Annotated in this window: 19 protein-coding genes; 5 read left to right on the top strand and 14 right to left on the bottom strand. The window is 61.6% G+C overall.

Features of this window, described 5'->3' with window-relative positions:
• Positions 1–94: 94 nt before the first annotated feature.
• Entirely contained in the window at positions 95–1567 is a 1473-nt protein-coding gene (malQ, locus tag C816_RS01235) for a 4-alpha-glucanotransferase (RefSeq protein ID WP_016320580.1), read from the bottom strand.
• Between the two features lie 169 nt (positions 1568–1736).
• Between malQ and C816_RS23315 the strand changes: the two genes are divergently transcribed.
• Positions 1737–2480: a DUF3795 domain-containing protein gene (locus tag C816_RS23315; protein ID WP_155978866.1), complete on the top strand. Its 744-nt coding sequence runs from the start codon at positions 1737–1739 to the stop codon at positions 2478–2480.
• A 100-nt stretch (positions 2481–2580) separates the two neighbouring features.
• Here C816_RS23315 and argF read toward each other — a convergent pair whose 3' ends face one another.
• From argF to C816_RS01185, 8 genes are all read right to left on the bottom strand, one after another.
• Positions 2581–3564 carry an ornithine carbamoyltransferase gene (argF, locus tag C816_RS01225; RefSeq protein WP_016320578.1) on the bottom strand — a complete coding sequence of 328 codons (984 nt, stop codon included), beginning with the start codon at positions 3562–3564 and terminating at the stop codon, positions 2581–2583.
• A 136-nt stretch (positions 3565–3700) separates the two neighbouring features.
• Complete coding sequence (locus C816_RS01220) at positions 3701–4879, bottom strand: aspartate aminotransferase family protein (protein WP_016320577.1); 1179 nt, start codon at positions 4877–4879, stop codon at positions 3701–3703.
• 2 nt (positions 4880–4881) lie between these two features.
• Positions 4882–5742 carry an acetylglutamate kinase gene (argB, locus tag C816_RS01215; RefSeq protein WP_016320576.1) on the bottom strand — a complete coding sequence of 287 codons (861 nt, stop codon included), beginning with the start codon at positions 5740–5742 and terminating at the stop codon, positions 4882–4884.
• Positions 5743–6210: 468 nt separating this feature from the next.
• Positions 6211–7437, bottom strand: a complete 1227-nt coding sequence (gene argJ, locus C816_RS01210) for a bifunctional glutamate N-acetyltransferase/amino-acid acetyltransferase ArgJ (protein WP_016320575.1) — start codon at positions 7435–7437, stop codon at positions 6211–6213.
• A 247-nt stretch (positions 7438–7684) separates the two neighbouring features.
• On the bottom strand, positions 7685–8626 hold the full coding sequence (gene argC, locus C816_RS01205; protein WP_016320574.1) for an N-acetyl-gamma-glutamyl-phosphate reductase: 942 nt from the start codon (positions 8624–8626) through the stop codon (positions 7685–7687).
• Between the two features lie 170 nt (positions 8627–8796).
• Positions 8797–10182 (bottom strand): argininosuccinate lyase, encoded by a 1386-nt coding sequence (gene argH / locus C816_RS01200; protein WP_016320573.1) that lies wholly within the window; start codon positions 10180–10182, stop codon positions 8797–8799.
• 194 nt (positions 10183–10376) lie between these two features.
• On the bottom strand, positions 10377–11600 hold the full coding sequence (locus C816_RS01195; protein WP_016320572.1) for an argininosuccinate synthase: 1224 nt from the start codon (positions 11598–11600) through the stop codon (positions 10377–10379).
• 985 nt (positions 11601–12585) lie between these two features.
• A complete protein-coding gene (locus C816_RS01185; RefSeq protein WP_016320571.1) occupies positions 12586–12753 on the bottom strand; it encodes an Arc family DNA-binding protein in 168 nt (55 codons plus the stop codon).
• A 177-nt stretch (positions 12754–12930) separates the two neighbouring features.
• Between C816_RS01185 and C816_RS01180 the strand changes: the two genes are divergently transcribed.
• On the top strand, positions 12931–13155 hold the full coding sequence (locus tag C816_RS01180) for a helix-turn-helix domain-containing protein (protein WP_016320570.1): 225 nt from the start codon (positions 12931–12933) through the stop codon (positions 13153–13155).
• Between the two features lie 30 nt (positions 13156–13185).
• Here the strand turns inward: C816_RS01180 and fumC are convergent, their stop codons facing one another.
• Together fumC and C816_RS01170 are read right to left on the bottom strand one after the other, a co-directional pair.
• Positions 13186–14544: a class II fumarate hydratase gene (fumC, locus tag C816_RS01175; protein WP_016320569.1), complete on the bottom strand. Its 1359-nt coding sequence runs from the start codon at positions 14542–14544 to the stop codon at positions 13186–13188.
• 35 nt (positions 14545–14579) lie between these two features.
• Positions 14580–15593 carry a LacI family DNA-binding transcriptional regulator gene (locus C816_RS01170; RefSeq protein WP_016320568.1) on the bottom strand — a complete coding sequence of 338 codons (1014 nt, stop codon included), beginning with the start codon at positions 15591–15593 and terminating at the stop codon, positions 14580–14582.
• Between the two features lie 313 nt (positions 15594–15906).
• On the opposite strand from C816_RS01170, the gene gap reads away from it, so the two are divergent.
• The 3 genes from gap (at position 15907) to C816_RS01150 (ending at position 19353) form a co-directional block, all read left to right on the top strand.
• Positions 15907–16920, top strand: a complete 1014-nt coding sequence (gap, locus tag C816_RS01165) for a type I glyceraldehyde-3-phosphate dehydrogenase (protein WP_016320567.1) — start codon at positions 15907–15909, stop codon at positions 16918–16920.
• 720 nt (positions 16921–17640) lie between these two features.
• A complete protein-coding gene (locus C816_RS01155) occupies positions 17641–17823 on the top strand; it encodes a ferredoxin (RefSeq protein WP_016320566.1) in 183 nt (60 codons plus the stop codon).
• 105 nt (positions 17824–17928) lie between these two features.
• The gene (locus C816_RS01150; RefSeq protein ID WP_016320565.1) at positions 17929–19353 is read left to right on the top strand and encodes a spore germination protein; all 1425 of its coding nucleotides are present in this window, start codon (positions 17929–17931) and stop codon (positions 19351–19353) included.
• Between the two features lie 50 nt (positions 19354–19403).
• On the opposite strand, the gene C816_RS01145 is transcribed toward C816_RS01150, so the two are convergent.
• From C816_RS01145 to nagB, 3 genes are all read right to left on the bottom strand, one after another.
• Positions 19404–20594, bottom strand: coding sequence for an ABC transporter ATP-binding protein (locus C816_RS01145; protein WP_016320564.1), 1191 nt, complete (start codon positions 20592–20594; stop codon positions 19404–19406).
• A gap of 226 nt (positions 20595–20820) precedes the next feature.
• Entirely contained in the window at positions 20821–21960 is a 1140-nt protein-coding gene (gene nagA / locus C816_RS01140) for an N-acetylglucosamine-6-phosphate deacetylase (protein WP_371254340.1), read from the bottom strand.
• Positions 21945–22697, bottom strand: a complete 753-nt coding sequence (nagB, locus tag C816_RS01135; RefSeq protein WP_016320562.1) for a glucosamine-6-phosphate deaminase — start codon at positions 22695–22697, stop codon at positions 21945–21947. The genes nagA and nagB overlap by 16 nt, the downstream gene beginning before the upstream one ends.
• Positions 22698–22731: the final 34 nt, after the last annotated feature.

Below are 22731 nucleotides of genomic sequence, written 5' to 3'. Positions count from 1 at the left end.
ACGGGCAGGGCGGACCAAAATGGTCCGCCCTGCCCTTAGAACCTGTATTCACGGGAGAAGGCCCTGGGAACGTCTCCGCTCCGCCGCGCCCAGCTCAGCACCGGCTGAACGCCGCCGTCATGGCACGGATCTCCTCCGCCAGCGCCTCCGTGACCTGTCCGGGCAGCAGCCGCCAGCGCCAGTTGCCCTCCGCCACGCCAGGGACGTTGAGCCGCGCCTCGCTGCCAAGGCCCAGGTAGTCCTGCATCTGGGCCACGAACAGCTCCGCCACGCTGCCCTGCCCGCACCGGAGCAGGGCCCGCGCCGCGCTCCCGGCGTCGGACACGCCCAGGTACGTCTTCACAAAGGCCCGCTCCTCCTCCGAGGCGTGGGCGTACCAGCCCGCGGCGGTGTCGTTGTCGTGGGTTCCGGTGTAGCAGATGCAGCCGGGCTTGTAGTGGTGGGGAAGATACGCGTTGTCCGGCCCGGAGAAGGCGAACTCCAGAACCTTCATTCCCGGCAGGCCCGCCTCCTCCCGCAGCCGGTGGACATCGTCGGTGAGGATTCCCAGATCCTCGGCAATGTATGTGGTCTTGGGAAACCAGCTGATGAGCACCCGCAGCAAATCCATGCCGGGGCCCTTCTCCCAGGCCCCCGTCTTGGCGGTGTCGGACCCGGCGGGAACGGCCCAGTAGCTCTCCAGTCCCCGGAAGTGATCGATGCGGATGGCGTCGAAGAGCCTGCTGGCCCCCTCCACCCGGCGAATCCACCAGCCGAAGCCGTCCCGCTTCATGGCTGGCCAGTCGTACAGGGGATTGCCCCAGAGCTGGCCCTCCTCCGAGAAGTAGTCCGGCGGCACCCCCGCCACCTTGGAGGGACGGCCCTCGCCGTCCAGCAGAAACTCCCCCCGCTCCGACCACACGTCAGCGGAGTCCAGGGAGACATAGATGGGCATATCGCCGATGATTCCCACGCCGTTTCCGTTGGCGTAGTCCTTCAGCTCCGCCCACTGGGTGAAAAACCAGTACTGCACGTAGGAGCGGAAGGCCACATCCTCCTGAAGCTCCCGCCGCCAGCGGTCCAGGGCCTCCGGCTCGTGGCGGCGCAGGCCCTCGTCCGGCCAGTCGAACCAGGCCGCGTTTTCAAAGTGGATCTTGGCGGCCCGGTACAGCACGTATTCCGCCAGCCAGGGATTTTTCTCCGCGAAAGCCCGGACGGCCTCGTCCCCCTTCCCCCTGGCCCGCTGGAAGGCCTTGCGCAGCAGGGGCTCCCGCAGCCGGTACAGCTCTCCGTAGTCGATCCGGTCCGAGGGCGGCACCCGGGCGCCCTCCAGGTCGGACCGGTCCAGCAGCCCCTCCGCCGCCAGATGCTCCAAGTCGATCAGCAGGGGGCTGCCCGCGAAGGTGGACTCGCTGGTATAGGGGGAGTTGCCCGCCCCAGTGGGGCCGATGGGCAGAATCTGCCACCACTTCTGTCCGGCATCGCGGAGGAAATCCACAAACTCTCGGGCCTCCGTCCCCAGGACGCCGGCGCCATAGGCCCCCGGCAGGGAAAAAATCGGCAGCAGAATGCCGGCGGAACGTTCCATAAAACCCTCTCCTCTTGTCTGCTAGAATTGCTATTCTATTTTAGGAGGGACAGACGCGGCTGTCAAGCCGATTTTGGAAGAAAGGCCCCTAACCAGACATTTTTGACAACAGGCCAAAAGGACACCTGCTGTCGGCCCTCGCGGCTTTGGGTGTTCCCCGGGCAAACGCATGAAAGAGGCGCGAAGCACGGAAAAAGGTTTCGCAAGCCTTTGCAAAGTCTGCGGGGTCCCGGGGCAAAGCCCTGAGTATTCCTCTCTTGCTGTATTGACTTGTCCGCATAATTTAAGTATACTTTATATTCAAGCCTTGTTTGAAAAAAGTCAAAACGCCCAAACGGTGGATCTTTATCCGCCACTCTGCGTTAAGTTTTCTTGCCGGGCGTCAGCCCGCCTGCAAAAATTTGCCTTGATTGGCGAAAACATCTCTCGCCGTTGGGCATTCCGCTTTTTTCAAACAAGGCCTAGTATTGACCAATCTACTCTGATTGGAGCGAGGCAAGCTATGAAAAGAATTCCAGATGAGGACTGCGCGTCAATATGCGGTCTGTTTTGCGGGGCCTGTCCGTCCTTTCCCGACGAATGTCACGGCTGTCTTTCCGACTACGTCCGCAAGGGATGTCAAAATTGCGCCGATCATGGATTTTTGGACTGCGCTGTGTGTCACGGTGTTCGCCGCTGCTGTGAGTGCCAGGATTTTCCCTGTGAAAAGTTGAGGGAATTCAGCACAAAGCCGGTCATCAACGGCATCTGCAATCATGCCTCCGTCATCCCCGATTCCCTGCGTATGCGGGAAGTCGGCATTCCCCAATGGCTTCGCGAGAAGATTGAACAGCACAAGTGCCCTGCATGCGGCGAGCTGATTACCTGGTTTGACATGGGCTCACATCGCTGCAACGGACAAAAACATCCCTGACAGGGTAAAAGCGCAAAACAAGAGCGGCACGTTTTGATCCGGCCGCCCTGCTTTTTGCAATATCCTCACCGCCTCCGGCGCTGCCGGAGGCGGTTTTTATTCACTTCATCAGCTCGTACATAACCGCCTTGATGGTGTGCATCCGGTTCTCCGCCTCGTCGAAGACGATGGAGGCCGGGGACTCAAAGACCTCGTCGGGGACCTCCATGGCGCTGCGTCCAAACTTCTCGCCCATCTCGCGTCCCACCTTGGTCTTGTGGTCGTGGTAGGCGGGCAGGCAGTGCATGAACTTACACTGGGGGCCGGCGTTGTCCATCAGGGCCTTTGTCACCTGATAGGGTCCCAGGGCCTCGATGCGCTCCTGCCAGACCTCCACCGGCTCGCCCATGGAGACCCACACGTCGGTGTACAGCACGTCCGCGGCCTTTGCGGCCTCCATGGGGTCCTCTATGAACTCCAGCGCCGCGCCGGTCTCCCCGGCAATCTTTTGGCAGGTCTCCACCAGGGCGGGGTCCGGCATATACGCCTTGGGAGCGCAGGCCACGAAGTGCATCCCCATCTTGGCGCAGCCCACCATCAGGCTGTTGCCCATGTTAAACCGGGCGTCCCCCAGGTACACCAGCTTCACGCCCTTGAGCTTTCCAAAATGCTCCTGTATGGTCAAAAAGTCCGCCAAGATCTGGGTGGGATGGAACTCGTTGGTCAGCCCGTTGAACACCGGCACCCCGGCGTGCGCCGCCAGCTCCTCCACCAACGCCTGTCCGAATCCCCGGTACTCGACGCCGTCGTACATCCTCCCCAGCACCCGGGCGGTGTCGGCGATGGACTCCTTCACGCCGATCTGGGAGCCGGTGGGCCCCAGGTAGGTGGAGCCCATCCCCAGGTCCTGGGCCGCCACCTCAAAGGCGCAGCGGGTACGGGTGGAGGTCTTCTCAAAGATCAACGCCACGTTTTTGCCCTCTAAGTACCGGTGGGGAATCCCCGCCTTTTTCTTGGCCTTCAAATCGGCGGCAGTGTCCAGGAACTGCTGAATCTCAGCAGGGGTAAAGTCCAAAAGCTTTAAGAAATGGGTGTGGTTGTTCATGGGAGAACGCCTCTCTTTCGTCAATTTCGCAAAACCGGGGGGAACGGGCCGGCAAGAGCGCCGGCCCCCTGCAGGAGGTTTTTTAATAGAAAGAAACAGGGGCCGCCACCCTCGGCGGCCTGTCTGGATATATCTGTTATGCCAAAACCTTCCGCATGATCTCCAGCCCCTGATCCATCTCCTCCTTCGTGATGACCAGCGGCGGCAGCAGGCGCATGCCGGGGCCCGCAGTCAGCACCAGGAGGCCGTTTTCAATGAGCCGGTTTGCGATGTCCTTGTTGGTAAAGCCGTCTTTGACCTCGATGCCGATCATCAATCCCAGGCCCCGGGTCCTGTCGAAGCAGGGCAGGGCCAGCGATTCAATGCCCTCGCGGAGGTATGCGCCCTTGGCCTTGATCTCCTCCAAAAAGGCGTCGCTCAGGGTCTCCTGCACCACCAGGCCCGCGGCGGCGCAGACGGGATTGGCGCCGAAGGTGGTGGCGTGGGTGCCGGGCCCCAGCACGTTCCGGCACTTCTCATTGGCCAGGATGCCGCTCATGGGCAGGCCCCCGGCGATGCCCTTGGCAAAGGACACCGCGTCCGGCAGGATGCCGTACTGCTGGAAGGCGAAGAGGCTGCCCGTCCGGCCCACGCCGGTCTGGACCTCGTCCGCCAGCAGCAGCCAATCCTTTTCGGCGCAGAGCTCCGCCAGAGCCTTCACATAGTCCGGCTCCAGGGGCAGCACGCCGCCCTCGCCCTGAACCAGCTCCACCATAACGGCGCACACGTCCTCGCCGGCGGCGGCCCTCAGGGAGTCAAGATCGTTGGCGGCGGCGTAGCGGAACCCCTCGGTAAAGGGGAAGAAGTAGTTGTGGAACACGTCCTGCCCCGTGGCCTTCAAGGTGGTGACGGTGCGGCCGTGGAAGGAATTTTTCAGCGTGATGATGGTACTCCGCCCCTGGCCGTACTTGTCAAAGCTGTACTTTCGGGCCAGCTTGATGAGGCCCTCGTTGGCCTCTCCGCCGCCGTTGGCGAAGAAGACACAGCTCTCCCCGGTGCGCCTGCAGAGGATCTCCGCCAGGCGGGCGGCGGGCTCGGTGTAGAAGAGGTTGGAAACGTGATTGAGCTTCTTCGCCTGGGCCGCCACGGCGTCTGCCCAGGGCTGATACCCATAGCCCAGGTCCGTGACGCCGATGCCGCTGGTGAAGTCGACGTACTCCCGGCCCTCTGGGTCGTAGAGCCGCGCGCCCTGGCCGTGGTCAATGGCCACGGGGAAGCGGCCGTAGGTGTTCATGATATACTGATGGGTCAGGCTCTTGATCTCCTGAGAAGTCATGTTCATTCCTCCCTTTTCAGCATGGTGCCGATGCCGCGGTCACTGAGCAGCTCGATGAGAATGGAGTGGGGGATGCGGCCGTCCAGAATATGGACCCGCTCCACGCCGCCGCGGATGGCGTCCACACAGCACTCCATCTTGGGGATCATCCCCCCGGAGACGACGCCGGTTTTGATGAGCTCCGGCACCTCGCCGGTGCGAACCACGTGGATCAGCGTCTCCTCGTCCTTGGGGTCCCGGAGAAGGCCCCGGACGTCGGTGAGCAGGATGAGCTTCTCGGCGTGGAGGGCCTCCGCCAATCTTGCGGCGGCGGTGTCGGCGTTGATGTTGTAGACAGTATCGCTGTCCGTCCCCTGGGCCACGGTGGCCACGATGGGGATGTAGCCGCTGGCCAGAGCGTTTTCCACCGGAGCGGGATTCACGCCGGTGATGCGGCCCACCAGGCCGTACTTCTCGTCCAGCTGCACGGCCTGGAAGAGGCCGCCGTCCATGCCGCAAAGTCCGATGGCCTGCCCGCCCAGGCGGCTGAGCTGGGAGACCAGGTCCTTATTGACCTTGCCGCAGAGGATGGCCTGGACCACGTCCATGGTGGTGGCGTCGGTGTAGCGCAGGCCGTCCACAAAGCGGGACTCATGGCCGATCATTTTCAGCATGGCGGAGATCTCCGGCCCGCCGCCGTGAACCGCCACCACCCGGATGCCCACCAGGTTCAAAAGGACGATGTCGCTCATGACGGAGCGGCGGAGGGTGTCGGAGACCATGGCGTTGCCGCCGTACTTCACCACCACGGTCTTGCCGGTGAATTTTTGAATATAGGGCAGGGCCTCAATCAGGGTCTGGGCCTGCTGTTCATGGGAGGACATGGGTGATCTTCCTTTCTCTTGGGGAAATGCTCCCCGTCTTTGCAGGATGATGGGGAGTCGGATCGCTGAGGGGGAATGGCCTGCTGAGGGCAGCGGGCCCCACAGTAGGGCGCCGCCTTCCCCTGAAAGGCTGATCCCACAGTGGGGATCTGGCTCCACAGGTTTTTCCACCCTTACAGCGATTTTCCAATATGCACCGGAACAGAGCGGGACCGGCTGTCAGGCGGACAGGCCAATGTCATCAAGATAAGACCATTTTCCAAATAGCAGCGCATTAAAATGCCCCTGGATTTCAGCTGAACAAGGGAAATCCAAAACATTTCTGCAGTCCATTATTGGGCAATTTTCTTTAACTCAGTGACATTGGCGAACAAGAGGGATCTTTGTGGGGCCCGCACCCCTGTGCGGGCCATGCCCCCCGCCCTCCTCGGCAGTCATCAGCCGGCCCCAGTGTCCGCCAATCAACGGTCAAGTCCGGTAATCGCCGTTAATTTTGATATAATCATAAGTGATGTCACAGCCCCAGCAGGTGCAGGTCCCCTGGCCCTCGCCCATGGAGATCAGAATCTCCACGTCGTGCTCCGTCAGGATCGTCTTGGCCAGCTCCTCGTCAAAATCCAGGCCGCGGCCCTGTTCGCACACCGCAATGTCTCCGGCGGCGCTGGCAAAATGGACATCCACCTTGTCCGGGTCAAAGTCCTCCCCGGAGTAGCCCATGGCGCACAGCACCCGGCCCCAGTTGGCGTCCGCGCCAAAAATGGCGGCCTTGGTCAGCGTGGAGGAGACGACGGACTTGGCGATGATCTCCGCCGACGCCTCGCTCTTCGCACCAACGACGGAGCAGGTAATGAGGTGCTTGGCCCCCTCGCCGTCGGAGGCCATCTTTTTCGCCAGCTCCACACACAGCGTCCGCAGGGCCGCGAGGAAGGCCTCGTAGTCCGGTCCCTTCTCAATGATCTCGGCGTTGCCCGCAAGGCCGTTGGCCAGGACAAGACAGGTGTCGTTAGTGGAGGTGTCGCCGTCCACGCTGATGCGGTTGAAGCTGACGTTCACCGTCTCCAGCAGGGCGGTTTTGATCATCTGGGAGGAGATGGCACAGTCCGTGGTGAGGAAGCAGAGCATGGTGCCCATGTTGGGGTGGATCATGCCGCTGCCCTTGGCGATGCCGCCCAGGCGGACAGTCTTCCCGCCCACAACGGTCTCCACCGCCGCCTCCTTCTTCTCCGTGTCGGTGGTCATGATGGCGTGGGCCGCGGCGTCGCTGGCCTCGGGAGATGCCTCCAGGGCAGCGTACAGCGCCGGGACGCCCTCCTCGATCACGGAGACATTGATGGTCTGGCCGATGACGCCGGTGGAGCTCACCAGCACGTCCCCGGCCTCACAGCCGATGGCCTTTGCCGCAGCGGCGCACATGCGCTCCGCGTACTCCTCCCCATGAGGGGCGCAGGCGTTGGCGTTGCCGCTGTTGGCGATGACGGCCCGGGCCCGCCCGTCTTTGAGATGGGCCAGGTCCACGTGGATGGGGGCGGCCTTCACCACGTTTTTCGTGAACACCGCCGCTGCGGCGCAGTCCGTGTCGGAGACGATGAGGGCTACGTCCTTTTTCCAAGCGGCGTGGGTTTTGACCCCCACGTGGACGCCGGCGGCCCGGAAGCCCTGTGCGGCGCAGACGCCGCCGTCGATGAAGTTCAGCATAGTTTTGATACCTCGCTGTTTGTTGTTATAGCTGCGGCAGCTGAAAAGAATAAAGTTTAGGGCCGCCCTTTTCAAAGGGCGGTGGGTCCAGGGCAACGCCCTGGCGGGTTTGGGCGGAGCCCAATCATTTTGTTTCACTGCGTTGGCTGTCTCCGCTCTTGGAAGCGGGCTCGCTTCGCATCGCCCGAGACGGCAGGGGCCCTGCCCCTGCACCCCGCCGCCTTTTGAAAAAGGTGGACGAAAACTTTTACAGGCTTAATCCGGCAGTCTCTTCAAAGCCCAGCATCAGGTTCATGTTCTGCACCGCCGCGCCGCTGGCGCCCTTGCCCAGGTTATCCAGGCGGGCGGAGAGCAGCACCGCCCCGCCGCCGCCGTTGACAAAGATCTGGAGGGTGTCCTTCCCCGCCAGATTGTTGGACCCGATGAAGCCGCAGGCGGGGGCGCCGGCAGGGCGCAGCTCCACTACGGGGCTGCCGCAGTAGTAGCCGGCGTACAGCGTTCGCAGCGTATCAATGGACTGCTCCCCGTTCAGCTGGTCCAGCCACAGGGGAACCGTGACCACCATACCCTGGGGGTAATCGCAGATCATGGGTGTGAACAGCGGCGGGCTGTCCAGCCCGGCCACGGCAGCCATCTCCGGCAGGTGCTTGTGGCTGAGGGAGACGGCGTAGTGCCGGGGGCCGTCCAGCTCCGTCTCCCGGTCCGGGGCGGTGTACTGGGCGATGGCCTTTTTCCCCGCGCCGGTGTAGCCGGAGAGCGCGTGGCAGGTCACCCTGGCTCCGGCGGGAAGCACGCCCCGCTCCACCAGGGGCCGGACCAGGGCCAGAAAGCCGGTGGCATAGCACCCCGGGTTGGCCACCCGCCCGGCAGAACGGATCTTCTCCCGCTGGCCGGTGAGCTCCGGGAAGCCGTACACCCAGCCCGGAGCCACCCGGTGGGCGGTGGAGCAGTCGATGATTCGGGTGTTGGGATTTGCCGCCAGCTCCACGGCCTCCACGGCGGCATCGTCCGGCAGGCAGAGAAAGACGATGTCCGCCCCGTTCATCAGCCGGGCCCGCTCCGCCGGGTCCTTGCGCTTTTCCCCGTCGATGAGAAGGAGCTCAATGTCCTCCCGGGCCGACAGGCGGTCGTAGATCTGGAGGCCGGTGGTGCCCTCCCTGCCGTCGATGTATACAATCGGTCTGCTCATGTCAGCCTCCCTGTTCTTCAAAAATTCCAGGGCAGATCTCCTCCCGGTTCACTGCCCAGCTCGTCTCCGGAGCGCGTTTCCCGGTCTCCAGAAAGCCGAAGCGCCATTCGGGCGGCCTTCTCCAGGACCTCCAGGGCGCAGGCCAGGGGGGCCGGGTTGCTTCCTCCAGCTTAAACATCCCTTCGGGCCGCCGTGAATTCCTCTATGAGGGCAATCTGCCGCTCCACGCTCTCCCTGGCCGGCCCGCCATAGCTGTTCCGCAGGGCCATGCAGTTCTCCAGGTTCAGGGCGTCGTACACGTCCCCGGCAAAGAGGTCCGAAACCTCCCGCAGTTCCTCCAGCGTCAGCTCCTCCAGCGTCTTCCCCTTGGCGGCGCAGTCCGCCACCAGGCGGCCCGTCACCGTGTAGGCGTCCCGGAAGGGCATCCCCTTCTTGGTGAGGTAGTCGGCGCAGTCCGTGGCGTTGATGAAGCCCCTTCCCGCCGCCTGACGCATATTCTCCGTCCGGACGGTCATGGTGTCCAGCATGGCCGCGAACACAGGGATACACATCTCCACCGTGTCCAGCGCGTCAAACACCGGCTCCTTATCCTCCTGCATGTCCTTATTATAGGCCAGAGGCAGGCCCTTCATGACGGTCAAAAGGCTCATCAGATCGCCGTACACCCGGCCCGTCTTGCCCCGGACCAGCTCCGCCACGTCCGGGTTCTTCTTCTGCGGCATGATGCTGGAGCCGGTGGCGTAGGCGTCGTCCAGCTCGATAAACTTAAACTCCCAGCTGCACCAGAGAATGATCTCCTCGGCGAAGCGGCTTAGGTGCATCATCAAAATGGAGAGATCCGACAAAAGCTCCAGGGCGTAATCCCGGTCGCTGACGCCGTCCAGGGAGTTGCTCATGGGCCCGTCAAAGCCCAAATCCGCGGCGGTCTGGGCGCGGTTGATGGGGTAAGTGGTCCCCGCCAGGGCGCCGGAGCCCAGGGGGCACACATTCAGTCGTTTCGCGCAGTCCTCCAGCCGGGTCACATCCCGGGCGAACATCTGGGCGTAGGCCATCAGGTGCTGGGCAAAGGAGATGGGCTGGGCCCGCTGGAGGTGGGTGTAACCCGGCATGACGGCACTCTGGTACTGCCGGGCCTGCCTGCAGAGGACCTTCTCCAGCTCCAGCAGCTGACCCACGACGACGGGGATCTCCCCCCGGACGTACATCCGAAAGTCCAGGGCTACCTGGTCGTTGCGGGACCGGGCGGTGTGGAGCCGCTTTCCCGCGTCGCCGATGCGGGCGGTGAGCAGGGCCTCAATGTTCATATGGATGTCTTCATTATCGGTGGTAAACTCCACCTCTCCCGCCTCAATGTCCCGGAGGATGCCGTTCAGGCCCTCGGTGATGGCGGCAACATCCTCCAAAGAGATGATGCCGCAGTCCCCCAGCATTCTGGCGTGGGCCAGACTGCCTTGGATGTCCTCGCGGTAAAGGCGCTGATCGAAGGAGATGGATTCATTCAGCTGATCCACCAGAGCGTCGGTGTCTTTGGCAAAGCGGCCGGACCAGAGTTTCATGGGGAGACCTCCTGAACGGAAAATTTTTAGAAAACGGAAGGGATTGGGCCGCCGAGAGCGGCGGCCTCATAGCAAGCGGATCTCGCCGGTGTCAGGACGGGCTTCGGCAGAAAATCAGACCCATCCTCCCCGCCCCGGTTCCTCCGGCAGTAGAGGGGGATTCTCAGGGGGGAGCCTGCTCCCCCCTGCATCTTTCAAAGACGCCCCGCCTCTCTGAGGGCCAGCACGGTGTCGGGCAGGCCCCACAGGTTGATGAAGCCCGTGGCGTCGCCCTGGTTGTAGTCGCTCTCGTTGAAGGTCACCAGTTCCTCGGAGTACAGGCTCTCGGGAGAGGTGATAGAGGCGGTGATGATGTTGCCCTTGTAGAGCTTCAGCTTCACGGAGCCGGTGACATGCTCCTGGGTGGCGTCGGCGAAGGCGCTGAGGGCCTCCCGCAGAGGAGTAAACCACTTGCCGTTATAGATAAGGTCCGCGAAGTCCACTGCCAGCTTGCTCTTCATGTGGGCGGTGTCCTTGTCCACGGTAATCATCTCCAGGCACTGGTGGGCCCTGTAGAGGATGGTGCCGCCGGGAGTCTCGTACACGCCCCGGTCTTTCATGCCCACCAGCCGGTTCTCCACGATGTCCAAAAGGCCGATGCCGTTGTCGCCGCCCAGCTTGTTCAGCTTGCGGATGATGTCGCTGGCCTTCATCTTCTGGCCGTCCACGGCCACAGGGGCGCCCTTGACAAAGTCGATGGTCACGTAGGTAGGGGCGTCGGGGGCGGTAACAGGGCTGACGCCCATCTCCAGGAAGCCGGGCTTCTCGTACTGGGGCTCGTTGGCGGGGTCCTCCAGGTCCAGGCCCTCGTGGCTCAGGTGCCAGAGGTTCTTGTCCTTGGAGTAGTTGGTCTCCCGGGAGATTTTCAGGGGGACCTTGTGGGCCTCGGCGTAGTCGATCTCCTCATCCCGGCCCTTGATGTCCCACTCCCGCCAGGGGGCGATGATGGTCATCTCCGGGGCGAAGCGCTTGATGGCCAGCTCGAAGCGGACCTGATCGTTGCCCTTGCCGGTGCAGCCGTGGGCGATGGCGTCGGCCCCCTCCTGCTTGGCGATCTCCACCAGCTTCTTACCGATGATGGGCCGGGCGAAGGCGGTGCCCAGCAGGTACTGCTCGTAGCTAGCGCCCATTTTCAAGGAGGGGATGATGACGTCGTCCACCATCTCGTCGGTGAGGTCTGCGATGTACAGCTTGCTGGCGCCGGTCTTGATGGCCTTCTCCTCCAGGCCGTCCAGCTCGTCCCCCTGGCCCACGTCGGCGGCCACGGCGATGATCTCGGGATTGTTGTAGTTCTCTTTCAGCCAGGGGATGATAATGGATGTATCCAGGCCGCCGGAATAGGCCAGCACAATCTTTTTGATGTCGTCCTTATTCTTCATGATGGGGTCCTCCCTTGTGTTGTTGGATGATAGGTGCATTATACGCCCTATGTGTATATTTATTCAATTGTGAGATTGTACAAGATTCTGTCCGGGTACTGGCGTATTTTGCATATTTTGAGAGAGTATGGCAGTTGGAGGGTGGCCGCCCTGCGGGTGGGGGCGGCTTTTGCTCGCCCTTGCGGGCGGGGCGGGATTCAGCCATGGTGATGGCTGGGCAATGCACCCCCATGTCGTCGGAAGAAACTCCGCCGCTCCATTTCCGGCTAAAGCCGAACATTCCGCTCAAGCTCCGTTCCTTCCTCCTCTCCCCACCGGACCCGCTTCGCTGGGCTCCGGCGGGGGCCCCTCTTTTCGGTTGCGCCGAAAAGAGAAAACGGGCCGTGCACGGTCCAAAAGAGAAAAGGCGCTGGGGCCGAATTTGGCCAAATTACGGGGGCTGGTCTGAACCAATGCCCATAAGTCTTGCCACTCTTCTGCCGGGTGCGCTTGACAGCGTACCTTGCGGGGGCGCTCTGCCGCATTTGCCAATGCCTGCGAAGCTGTTTTGGTGCGTGGACGCAGGGACGTTCTTCTCTTCCCGCGCTTCGCGCCTGGCTGGGTCCATGTGAGATGGTGCCCTATTCTACCGATTTTCTTGTAGGGGCCGGGCTCTGACCCGGCTCTCCCCTCCAACAACCTTCTGTTTTCCGGTAGAACACCTGTGGGGCCAGCAGCCTCTGCTGGCCATCCCCCCTCAACCTCCAGCACTTTCGGCGGAAGACCTCTTGGGCCTGGTTTCCTGACCCGGCCATTCCCTGCCAGGAGAACTGTGGGGCCAGCAGCCCTCTGCTGGCCATCCCCCCTCAACCTCCAGCATTTTCAACGGAAGACTTGTGGGACCTGGTCACCTGACCAGGCCCCACAACACCCCGGCACTTCCGCCGGAACACCCTGTAGGGGCGGGCCTCTGCGCCCGCCCGTCTGGCTGGGACCTGCGGGAGAACTACAAAATAATTGGCCTATGTCCGCATTCCCACTTCTCAATATGCGCTAAAATCAATTGCTCAATCTCCTTATTCGCAGAGCGTCCGCTACGCTCCGCAATATATTTAAGCTTGTTCATGGTATCTTCAGGTATCCGCAAGGTATACTGGGGCAGATATGACGGCATAAGGCTCCCTCCATGTTATCTTAGTAACAGCATAATACCATCAAAGCGTTTTTTTGAAAAGAGATTAACAACTAAGTGGGATCACTATATAACAGGTGATGTCACTTAGTTGTCAATTTTGTCTTAACAGATGGAACTGTGCTATAATACATCAAAAGGATTACAGGGAGGGATTTTATGCAATACAAACGCATCCGGGAACTGCGGGAAGAACAGCACCTGACACAGCGGCAAATAGCGGAGCTGCTGCAGATCAGCCGCAGCTCGTATTCCAACTATGAGCGCGGAACGACTGATATTCCCTTAGTTGTAATCTGCGGTCTCGCGGACATCCACCACACCAGCCTGGATTACCTCGCAGGGCTTACGGACCGGCGAATTCCGCAGGGTCAAAAACAGTGAGGACGGCGCCGCCGTCCTCACTCCTTATATTTATACCATTTTCTCCGGCCGGACTGTCTCGTCAAACTCTTCCGCCGTCAAAAGCCCCAGGGCCAGCGCCGCCTCTTTCAGCGTCGTGCCGTCGTGGAGAGCCTTCTTGGCGCACTCCGCCGCCCGCTCGTAGCCGATCTTCGGCGTCAGGCAGGTCACCAGCATCAGCGAGTTGTTCAGGTTCTCCTCCATCTTTTCCACATCGGGGACAATCCCCTCCACACAGTGGGTCCGGAAGGACTCCATGGCGTCCGCAAGCAGATTCGCCGAGAGCAGGAAGTTATAGGCCGACACCGGCAGGAACACGTTCAGCTGGAAATTTCCCTGGCTGGCGGCAAAGCCAATGGCGGCGTCATTGCCCATCACCTGCACCGCCGCCATGGTGACGGCCTCGCACTGGGTGGGGTTCACCTTTCCGGGCATGATGGAGCTGCCGGGCTCATTCTCCGGGATGCGGAGCTCCCCCATGCCGCACCGGGGGCCGCTGGCCTCCCAGCGAATGTCATTGGCGATTTTCATAAGATTCGCCGCCAGAGCTTTCAGGGCCCCGTGGGCAAACACCAGGGCGTCCTTGCTGGTGAGGGCGTGGAATTTATTGGGGTCCGGACGGAAGGGCAGGCCGGTCAGGTCCCGCAGCTTCGCGCACACGGCCTCGTCGTAGCCCCCGGGGGCGTTGAGGCCGGTGCCCACGGCGGTGCCGCCGATGGCCAGCCGGCAGAGCTCCTCCAGCGCGGCCCGCAGCATCCGGCAGGGGGCCTCCGTCAGTTCCCGCCAGCCGGAGACCTCCTGGGCGAATTTCAGCGGCGTGGCGTCCTGGAGGTGGGTGCGGCCGATGCGGATCAGGTCCGGATAGGCATCTTCCAGACTCTTGAAGGCCGCCGCCAGCCGCTCCGCCGCCGGGAGGACCTGCCGCTCCAGTGTCATGGCCGCGGCGATGTGGAGGGCGGACGGATAGGTGTCGTTGCTGGACTGGGAGGCGTTGACGTGGTCGTTTGGATGTAAAGCCACACCCCTTTCCCCCGCCAGGTGGGCAATCACTTCGTTGACGTTCATGTTGGTCTGGGTGCCGCTGCCGGTCTGCCAGACCACCAGGGGGAACTCCTCGTCCCACTTTCCCGCCCGAATCTCCTCGCAGGCAGCGGCAATGGCGGCGGCCTGCTCCTCCGTCAGCTTGCCCGCCTCCGCGTTGGCCTTTGCGCAGGCCTCCTTCAAAAAGGCAAAGGCTGCGATGATCTCCTGGGGCTGACGCTGGCCGCCGATTCTGAAATTCTCGAGGCTCCGCTGGGTCTGAGCTCCCCAGTGCCGCTCCGCCGGGACGGCGATCTCGCCCATGGTGTCGTGTTCCATGCGGGTATTCATGCAAAATTCCCCCAATATCAATATGTATCCGGTACTCAGCGGTCCGAGTGGCTCTGGGCGGACAGGCTGCAGGGCTTGTAGGCGGAGGTCAGCACCTTTTCAAATACCGGCGCCTCCGGCTCCTCCACCCGCCGCAGAATCTGCTCCCCGGCGGCGGCCCCCAGTTCTTCCACCGGCTGGATGATGGAATCCATGCGGCTGGAATAAAGCTGATAAAAATCGTAATCATAATCTACGAAGCTGACCAGATCAATGTCCTCCGCCAGCCGGATGTTCTTTAGATTCAGGTAGCTGATGGTCTCCAGAGACATCAGGCCCTGGCAGACAATCAGGGCGTCGCACCCCTGCTCCAGCAGTGTCTCCAGACAGAACCGGGCGCTGTTCTCCATAGAGTCGCCGTACTGAACGAGCCCCTCCTCCTGGACCAGGCCGCAGTCCGCCACGGCCTGCTGGTAGGCGAAAATCCGCTCCTTGGTGGTGGACAGGCGGGGCAGTCCCCCGATGATGCCCACCCGGCGGGCCCCCTTCCCCGCCAGGCGGCAGACGCTGCGGTAGATGGGCTGGAAGTTGGACACGCAGATGGAGGAATACTTCTTCTCCTCAAAGGTGCGGTCCACCAGCACCACCGGAAAGCCGGCGGGGATCAGGCTGTCAAAGCGGGCGAAGTCGTCGATGGTGCTGGCGATCAGCAGCCCGTCCACCAGTCCCGCAGTCAAAAGGCGGATGGTGTTCTCCTCCCGCTCCATGTTCTCCTTGGTGTTGGCGATTATCAGGTGGTAGCCCCGGGCGGAGAGCTGGTACTCCACTGCCTCGATCATGGTGGCGAAAAACTTGTTGGAGATGTCCGGCACGATAAAGCCGATGGTCTTTTTCTTCCCTGTGCGGAAACTGCGGGCGGAGGCGTCCGGCGTGTAGCCCAGCTCCGCGATGGCCTGATAGACCTTCTCCTTGGTCTCCCCGGAGACGTAGCGCGTATTGTTGATCGTGTGGGACACCGTGGCGGTGGACACCCCCGCCAGCCGGGCCACATCGCTGATGGTCACTTTCATATTGCCTCTCCTTGCGCAAAGTTCGCTCTCTTTGCGTAATCCAATTTGCGTAATCAATTAACAGTATAGAATACTCCCCCTTTTTCGTCAAGTTTTTTCCCCGGGTTTTTCCTGAATTCCCATATTTTTTGAGATTTTATTATCAAAAATTAACAACCTCGGGTGGTGATTGTTATCTGAAATGACAATTGTCAAAAAGCTGACAGTGTGGTACGATACTCCTGGAAAATCGATTAGGCAAATCGTTTACGCAAACGTTTCGACATTGCAGCCAACTCATCAGTCTATTATTCATGAAAAGGAGTAAAGATCAATGAAAGCTAAGATTGGTATCAATGGTTTCGGCCGCATCGGCCGCATCGTGTTCCGCGCCGCCCTGAAGCGGGATGACGTGGAGGTCGTGGGCCTGAACGACCCCTTCATGAGCCCCGAGTATATGGCCTATATGCTGAAGTATGACTCCGTCCACGGCAAGTTCCCCGGAGAGGTCTCCTACACCGCCGACGCCCTGGTGGTGGACGGCAAGGAGTTCAAAGTCTTCACCGCCAAGGAAGTCAGCGACATTCCCTGGAAGAGCGTGGGCGCCGAGTATATCTGCGAGTGCACCGGCCAGCACCTGGAGAAGAGCAAGTGCCAGGGCCACATCGACGCCGGCGCCAAGCACGTCATCATGGGCGCTCCCTCCAAGGACGACACCCCCATGTTTGTCATGGGCGTCAACAACACCAAGTACACCTCTGACATGACCTTCGTGTCCAACGCCTCCTGCACCACCAACTGCCTGGCCCCCATCGCCAAGGTTCTGAACGAGAAGTTCGGCATTGTGGAGGGCCTGATGACCACCGTCCACTCCGTCACCCCCACCCAGAAGCTGCTGGACGGTGCTTCCATGAAGGACTGGCGCGGCGGCCGTGCTGCCACCGGCAATATCATCCCCTCCTCCACCGGCGCCGCCAAGGCCGTGGGCAAGGTCATTCCCGAGCTGAACGGCAAGCTGACCGGCATCTCCATGCGCGTCCCCACCCTGGACGTGTCCGTGGTGGATCTGACCGCCAAGCTGGCGAAGCCCGCCACCTACGAGGACATCTGCAAGGCCATGAAGGAGGCCTCTGAGGGCGAGCTGAAGGGCGTTCTGGGCTATACCGACGAGGACGTTGTCTCCTCCGACTTCCTGGGCGACTCCCGGACCTCCATCTTCGACAAGAAGGCCGGCCTCTCCCTGACCGACACCTTCGTGAAGGTTGTCTCCTGGTACGACAACGAGTGCGGCTACGCCAACAAGATGGTGGAGCTGATCGCCTATATGTTCTCTGTTGACAACAAGTAATTCTTTCCAATCACTTCTGTTTGGAAGGTGCGGCGGGCAAAAGCCCGCCGCACCTTCCTTTTATGCAAAAAAATACCAGGCCGGAGACTTCTCCAGCCCGCGCCGCCTCTGCGGCGGTCCGTTCAACAGCAAAACACAACCCCCCACTCGCTCCAGCGGCGAATGGGGGGCCTACGCGTGGATCGGATTTTCCAATTTGTCTACCTCCAGATTTCTTCGGGATTACCGTTCGGATGCCGGGAATGCTGGGGAGTCGGGAAACTCAGGGATATGCTCCAATCCATAAAACAGCGGTACACGCAGATCATTGCTCTGGATTTTTCCAAAACGGCCTGTCTCGTGCTGCTCAGCATAGTGAGTGTGTTTCGTCTTTGGGGGATCTTCCGGAGTTTGCGCGGTTACTGAGAATGCTCTCGATTCCGAACGGCGTGGGAATTTGGGAATCTCTTGGACTTACCTAGCCCATGGGACTCACTCCTTTCTTGTGTCTATACTGTACAATATTTTTTTTGATTTGTCAATAGCTTTATGCAATTTCAACATTTTTACCAAATCCACACCGCCTCAAAAATGCAATCTGCATAAGCAACCGTTTACCTCTTTGTCCGCTGTCCCGGTTTGAAAACGAAAAAATGAGAGATAATAGAGGCGTCTGAAAACAGGCACACTTCCGGAGCGGCCCTGCCGGGCCGGAGGCGGAATCGACAAGGAGGCTTTTTCATGAACGCGACGGTCAATGAAAACTGCATCGGCTGCGGCTTGTGCGCCGGCACCTGCCCCGTGTGCTTTACCATGGGCGATGACGGTCTGGCCCACGGCGGCGAGGTCCCCGCAAACCAGCTGGCCAGCGCCCAGGACGCCCGGGACGGCTGCCCTGTCAGCGCCATCAGCATTGAGGAGTAATCGCCAAGGCGGGGCCGGATTTCCGGCCCCGCCCTTCCCTTTTGTTTCATTTTCCGGATATTGTACCCTGTACTGCGCATACTACCTTCATAACGGAGGTGGCGCATGGAAGAACTTTCAAATAATTACGGAGAAAATGTACGCCGTTTCAATGATGTGCTGGGCGTGGGCCGCAGCTGCGACCTGGTCAGCAGGGATTACATCATCGGCGGAAAACGGGCCAGGATCTGGGTCATTGACGGCTACGGCAAGGATGAGATTTTGGAGCGGATGGGGTCTTTTTGGCTGTCGCTGACAGAGGAACATCTGAGCGGGCTCACGGAGATGCAGCAATTTGCCGACCGCTTCATCACCTTCTCGGAGACTGACGTCAGCTTTGACGGGGAGGATATTGTCACCTCCGTTCTGCTGGGCAAGACGCTGCTGCTGATGGAGGGCCTCTCTGGTGCGGCGCTGATGGACGCCAAAAACTACCCCGGCCGGGGCGTGGAGGAGCCGCCGGACGGCAAGGTCCTCCGGGGCTCTCACGACGGCTTTGTGGAGGCGGTGGTCCCCAACATGGCGCTGCTGCGCCGCCGCATCCGGGACCCCCATCTCACCATGGAGGGTCTCAAGGTGGGGCTCCGCTCCCGCACGGACGCGGTGCTGTGCTATCTGGACGACAAGGCGGACCCAGGGCTGCTGGAGGAGATCCGGAACAAACTGAACTCCATCGACGTCAACTCCCTTGTCATGTCCCAGGAGAGCGTGGCGGAGGCCATCCGGCCCAAGCGGAAGCAGTGGTACAACCCCTTCCCCAAGGTGCGCTACACCGAGCGGCCGGACAGCGCCGCCGCCTGTGTCATGGAGGGTAACATCATATTGATGGTGGACAACTCCCCCTCGGTGATGATCCTGCCCACCACCTTTTTCGACTTTACTCAGGAGGCCAATGAGTTCTACTTCCCGCCGTTGGTTGGCACCTACCTGCGGCTTTTGCGCATTGTGGTCTTTCTCATCTCTCTGCTGATTACGCCGGCCTGGTATATGATGGTCAGCGAGCCCAACCGCCTGCCGGGATGGCTGGACTTTCTCTCCTCGCCGGAGCCGGCCTCCCTGCCCCTGCTGTGGCAGCTGCTGGTGGTGGAGTTTCTGATTGACGTTTTGAAGCTGGCCTCCCTGAACACGCCGGACTCCCTGTCCAACTCCTTCTCCATGCTGGGGGCCCTGATTTTAGGCGACTTCGCCGTCCAGGCGGGGTGGCTGGGGCCGGAGGTGCTGGTGTATATGGCCTTCGTGTCCGTGGCCAGCTTCGCTCAGCCCAGCTATGAGATCGGCTATGCCTTCAAGCTGCTGCGGGTGGTGCTGCTGGTGGTCACCGCGATGTTTGACGTGTGGGGGTTCTTCTTAGGGATTCTAGGCATCCTGGTACTGCTGGCCACCACAAAGCCACTGGTGGGCAAGGGGTATCTGTACCCGCTGGTCCCCTTCAACGGCAGGGCCCTGCGGCGGCTCTTCCTCCGGGAGCCCATCAGCCGGGACAACACGTAAAAACGCAAAAAGAGGAGCGGCAAAGCCGCTCCTCTTTTTCGCGCTTCCAATCAGAATTCCAGATTCTTGCCGTCCTTGTCGAACACGTGGCAGACGTTGCCGCTGAAAGTCAGATTCAGCTTGTCGCCGGCGCGGAAGGAGTCAATGTGCTCTCCCTCGGCGTTCATGGTGGGAACGATGACCACCACGTCCTTGCCCTCGGCGTTGGCGTGGAAGTGAACCTCGCTGCCCATCATCTCGCTGACCTCCACCGTGGCGGTGAGGGTGTTGCCCGCCTCCTTGGCCAGCACCATGTGGCTGGGACGGACACCCAGCGTGATGTTCTGGGCCGCCACACTGTGGGCCGCCAGGTTCGCCTGCTTCTCCGGAGAGAGCTCCACCGTGCAGCCGCCCACGGACACGCTGTACTTTCCGCCCTCGCAGAGGAGCTTGGCCGCGAAGAAGTTCATCTGCGGCATGCCGATGAAGCCGGCCACGAAGAGGTTGGCGGGGTGGTCGAAGACCTCCTGGGGCGTGCCGATCTGCTGGATGAAGCCGTCCTTCATGATGACGATCCGGTCACCCAGGGTCATGGCCTCGGTCTGGTCGTGGGTGACATAGATGAAGGTGGTGTTGATCTTCTGGCGCAGCTTGATGATCTCCGCCCGCATCTGGTTGCGGAGCTTTGCGTCCAGGTTGGAGAGGGGCTCATCCATCAAAAGGACCTTGGGCTCCCGGACGATGGCCCGGCCGATGGCCACGCGCTGGCGCTGGCCGCCGGAGAGGGCCTTGGGCTTGCGGTCTAAGTACTGGGTGATGTCCAGGATCTCGGCGGCCTCCTTCACGCGGCGGTCGATCTCCTCCTTGGGGGTCTTGCGGAGCTTCAGGGGGAAGGCCATGTTCTCATAGACAGTCATGTGAGGATACAGTGCGTAGCTCTGGAACACCATGGCAATATCCCGGTTCTTGGGCTCCACATCATTCATGAGCTTTCCGTCGATGTACAACTCGCCGCCGGAGATCTCCTCCAGGCCGGCCACCATGCGCAGCGTGGTGGACTTGCCGCAGCCGGAGGGGCCTACCAGAACGATGAACTCCTTGTCGGCAATGTCCAGGCTGAACTCCTGCACGGCCACGACGCCCTCGTCGGTCACCTGCAGATTTACCTTTTTCTCGGGCTCGCCGGCCTTCTTCTTGGCCTTCTTCTGATCGCCGCTGTGGGGGTAGACCTTTTTGATGTTCTTCAGGTTCAGAGTTGCCATACACTTCGGCTTTGATGGAGCGGCCTCCGCCCTCTCCACCTCGTCCCGGGGCGCACGGCCCCGAGGACTTTACGGCAGGTCTCCACACTGCCGCACCGCAAGCCGCTGCGGGTTTTCCTCCTTTTGTTTGGTACCGGGGGCTGTGGAAGTGGAGCAGCCCGCGGCCCTGGTTTATTTATGGAAAGGCGGATGACTCCGCCAGTTCCAACGAAAAAATGGGGCGCGCTCAGCTCTTCACAACCTGGCCCTTGAACACAATGGCCCGGATGGACAGGTCCGCCTGATTCAGCAGAACGAGGCTGGCCTCCTTGCCGACATCCAAGGTGCCCGCTCTGTCCTCAATGCCGATGGAGCGGGCCGGGTTGTAGGTGCAGCTCCGCACCGCGTCCGCCAGGGGAATTCCGAAGGCGGCTGCCTGGCGCAGACAGCCCATGAGGCTTGTGACGGAGCCCGCCAGCGTCTCCGGGTGGCCCAGGATGGTGGCCCGGTTGCCGTGAACCTCGATCATCTGCCCGCCGAAGGGATACTCGCCGTCGGGCATGCCCGTGGCCCGCAGAGAATCGGAGATGATAATCATCCGCTCTTTGCCGAACAGGTCAAAGGTCAGGCGCACCACAGCCGGGTGGATGTGGATGCCGTCGCAGATCAGCTCCGGCTGGACGGCGGAGACCTCGTAGGCCGCGCCGATGACGCCGGGGTCCCGGTGGGCCAGGGGCGGCATGGCGTTGAAGAGGTGGGTGGCATGATCCGCCCCCGCCTCAAAGGCGGCCTTTGCGGTGTTGTAGTCCGCCACAGTATGACCCACGGAGACGTGAATACCCATCTCCCTGGCGGCCTTGATAAACGCGACGGAGCCGGGCTGCTCGGGGGCCACGGTCACCAGCTTCACGCACCCCTCCGCTGCCGCCTGGAGGCGCTCCAGCATGGGAATGTCCGGGTCGTGGAGGAAGTCCCCGTTCTGAGCACCCTTCTTGGCCATGCACAGGAAGGGGCCCTCCAGGTGAGCCCCCACCACCTCCGCGCCGCCGGTGTTGTGCCTGCGGTGGGCGGCGGTATTTTTGCAGATGGCCGTCAGCTGGTCCTCCGGCAGAGTCATGCCAGCGGGGCAGATATAGGTCACGCCCTGGCTGAGTTCAAAGTCCGCGATGCGCTGGAGTCCCTCGGGGGTGGCGTCGCTGAAATCCTCCCCCACGCAGCCGTGGAAGTGGACATCCACCAGACCGGGGATCACATAGCATCCGGCGGCGTCCAGCGTCTCACCGCCGCCGCTGGCCTGAGCGATCAGCCCGCCGTCGGTGCAGACATCCCGGGCAATGAATCCCCGTTCCAGGTCAAAGACCTGGCCGCCGGTTATCCGCATACGCATACCCCCGCCTCGATCAGCTTGCTGAGGGCGGCCTCGTCGCCCACCAGCACCACGTCATTGTGAAGCTGGAGGATGGAGCCGGGGCAGCGGGGCGTGATGGGCCCGCAGACGGCGTTGTAGATGGCATCCGCCTTGTTGGTGCCGCTGGCCAGCAGCAGCACCCGGCGGGCGGCCATAATGCAGCCGATGCCCATGGTGAAGGCCTGCTTGGGCACCTCGTCGCGGCTGGCAAAGAAACGGGCGTTGGCGTCAATGGTGTTCTCGGCCAGATCCACCACGTGGGTGGGCTTCATGAAGTCCTCGTCGGGCTCGTTGAAGCCGATATGGCCGTTGCGGCCCACGCCCAGCAGCTGGAGGTCGGCGTAGCCCAGGGAGCGGATCAGCTCGTCATACCGGGCGCACTCGGCGGCAGGGTCCTCCGCCAGACCGTCAGGCACCCAGGTGTTCTCCGGGCGGATGTCCACATGGTCAAAGAGGTGCTTCTGCATGAAATAACGGTAGCTCTGGTCATGGTCCGGGGCCAGCCCCCGGTACTCGTCCAGGTTCACGGAGCGGACCTCCTTGAAGCTGAAATCGCCCCGCTGGTTCCAGGCCACCAGCTGCTTGTAGGTCCCCTCCGGCGTGGAGCCGGTGGCCAGACCCAGCACGCAGTCCGGGCGGCGGATCACCTCGGCGGAGATCAGGTTGGCCGCCCGGCGGCTCATGGCGTCGTAGTCCTTCTCGCAGTAAATTCTCATGGTATGCTCTCCCTTTCCAAAAGTCCTGATTGGC

Source organism: Oscillibacter sp. 1-3 (assembly GCF_000403435.2).
GTDB lineage: Bacteria > Bacillota > Clostridia > Oscillospirales > Oscillospiraceae > Oscillibacter.
The sequence above is the reverse complement of the archived record's forward strand: the minus strand, read 5'-3'. Positions and strand labels throughout refer to the sequence as shown.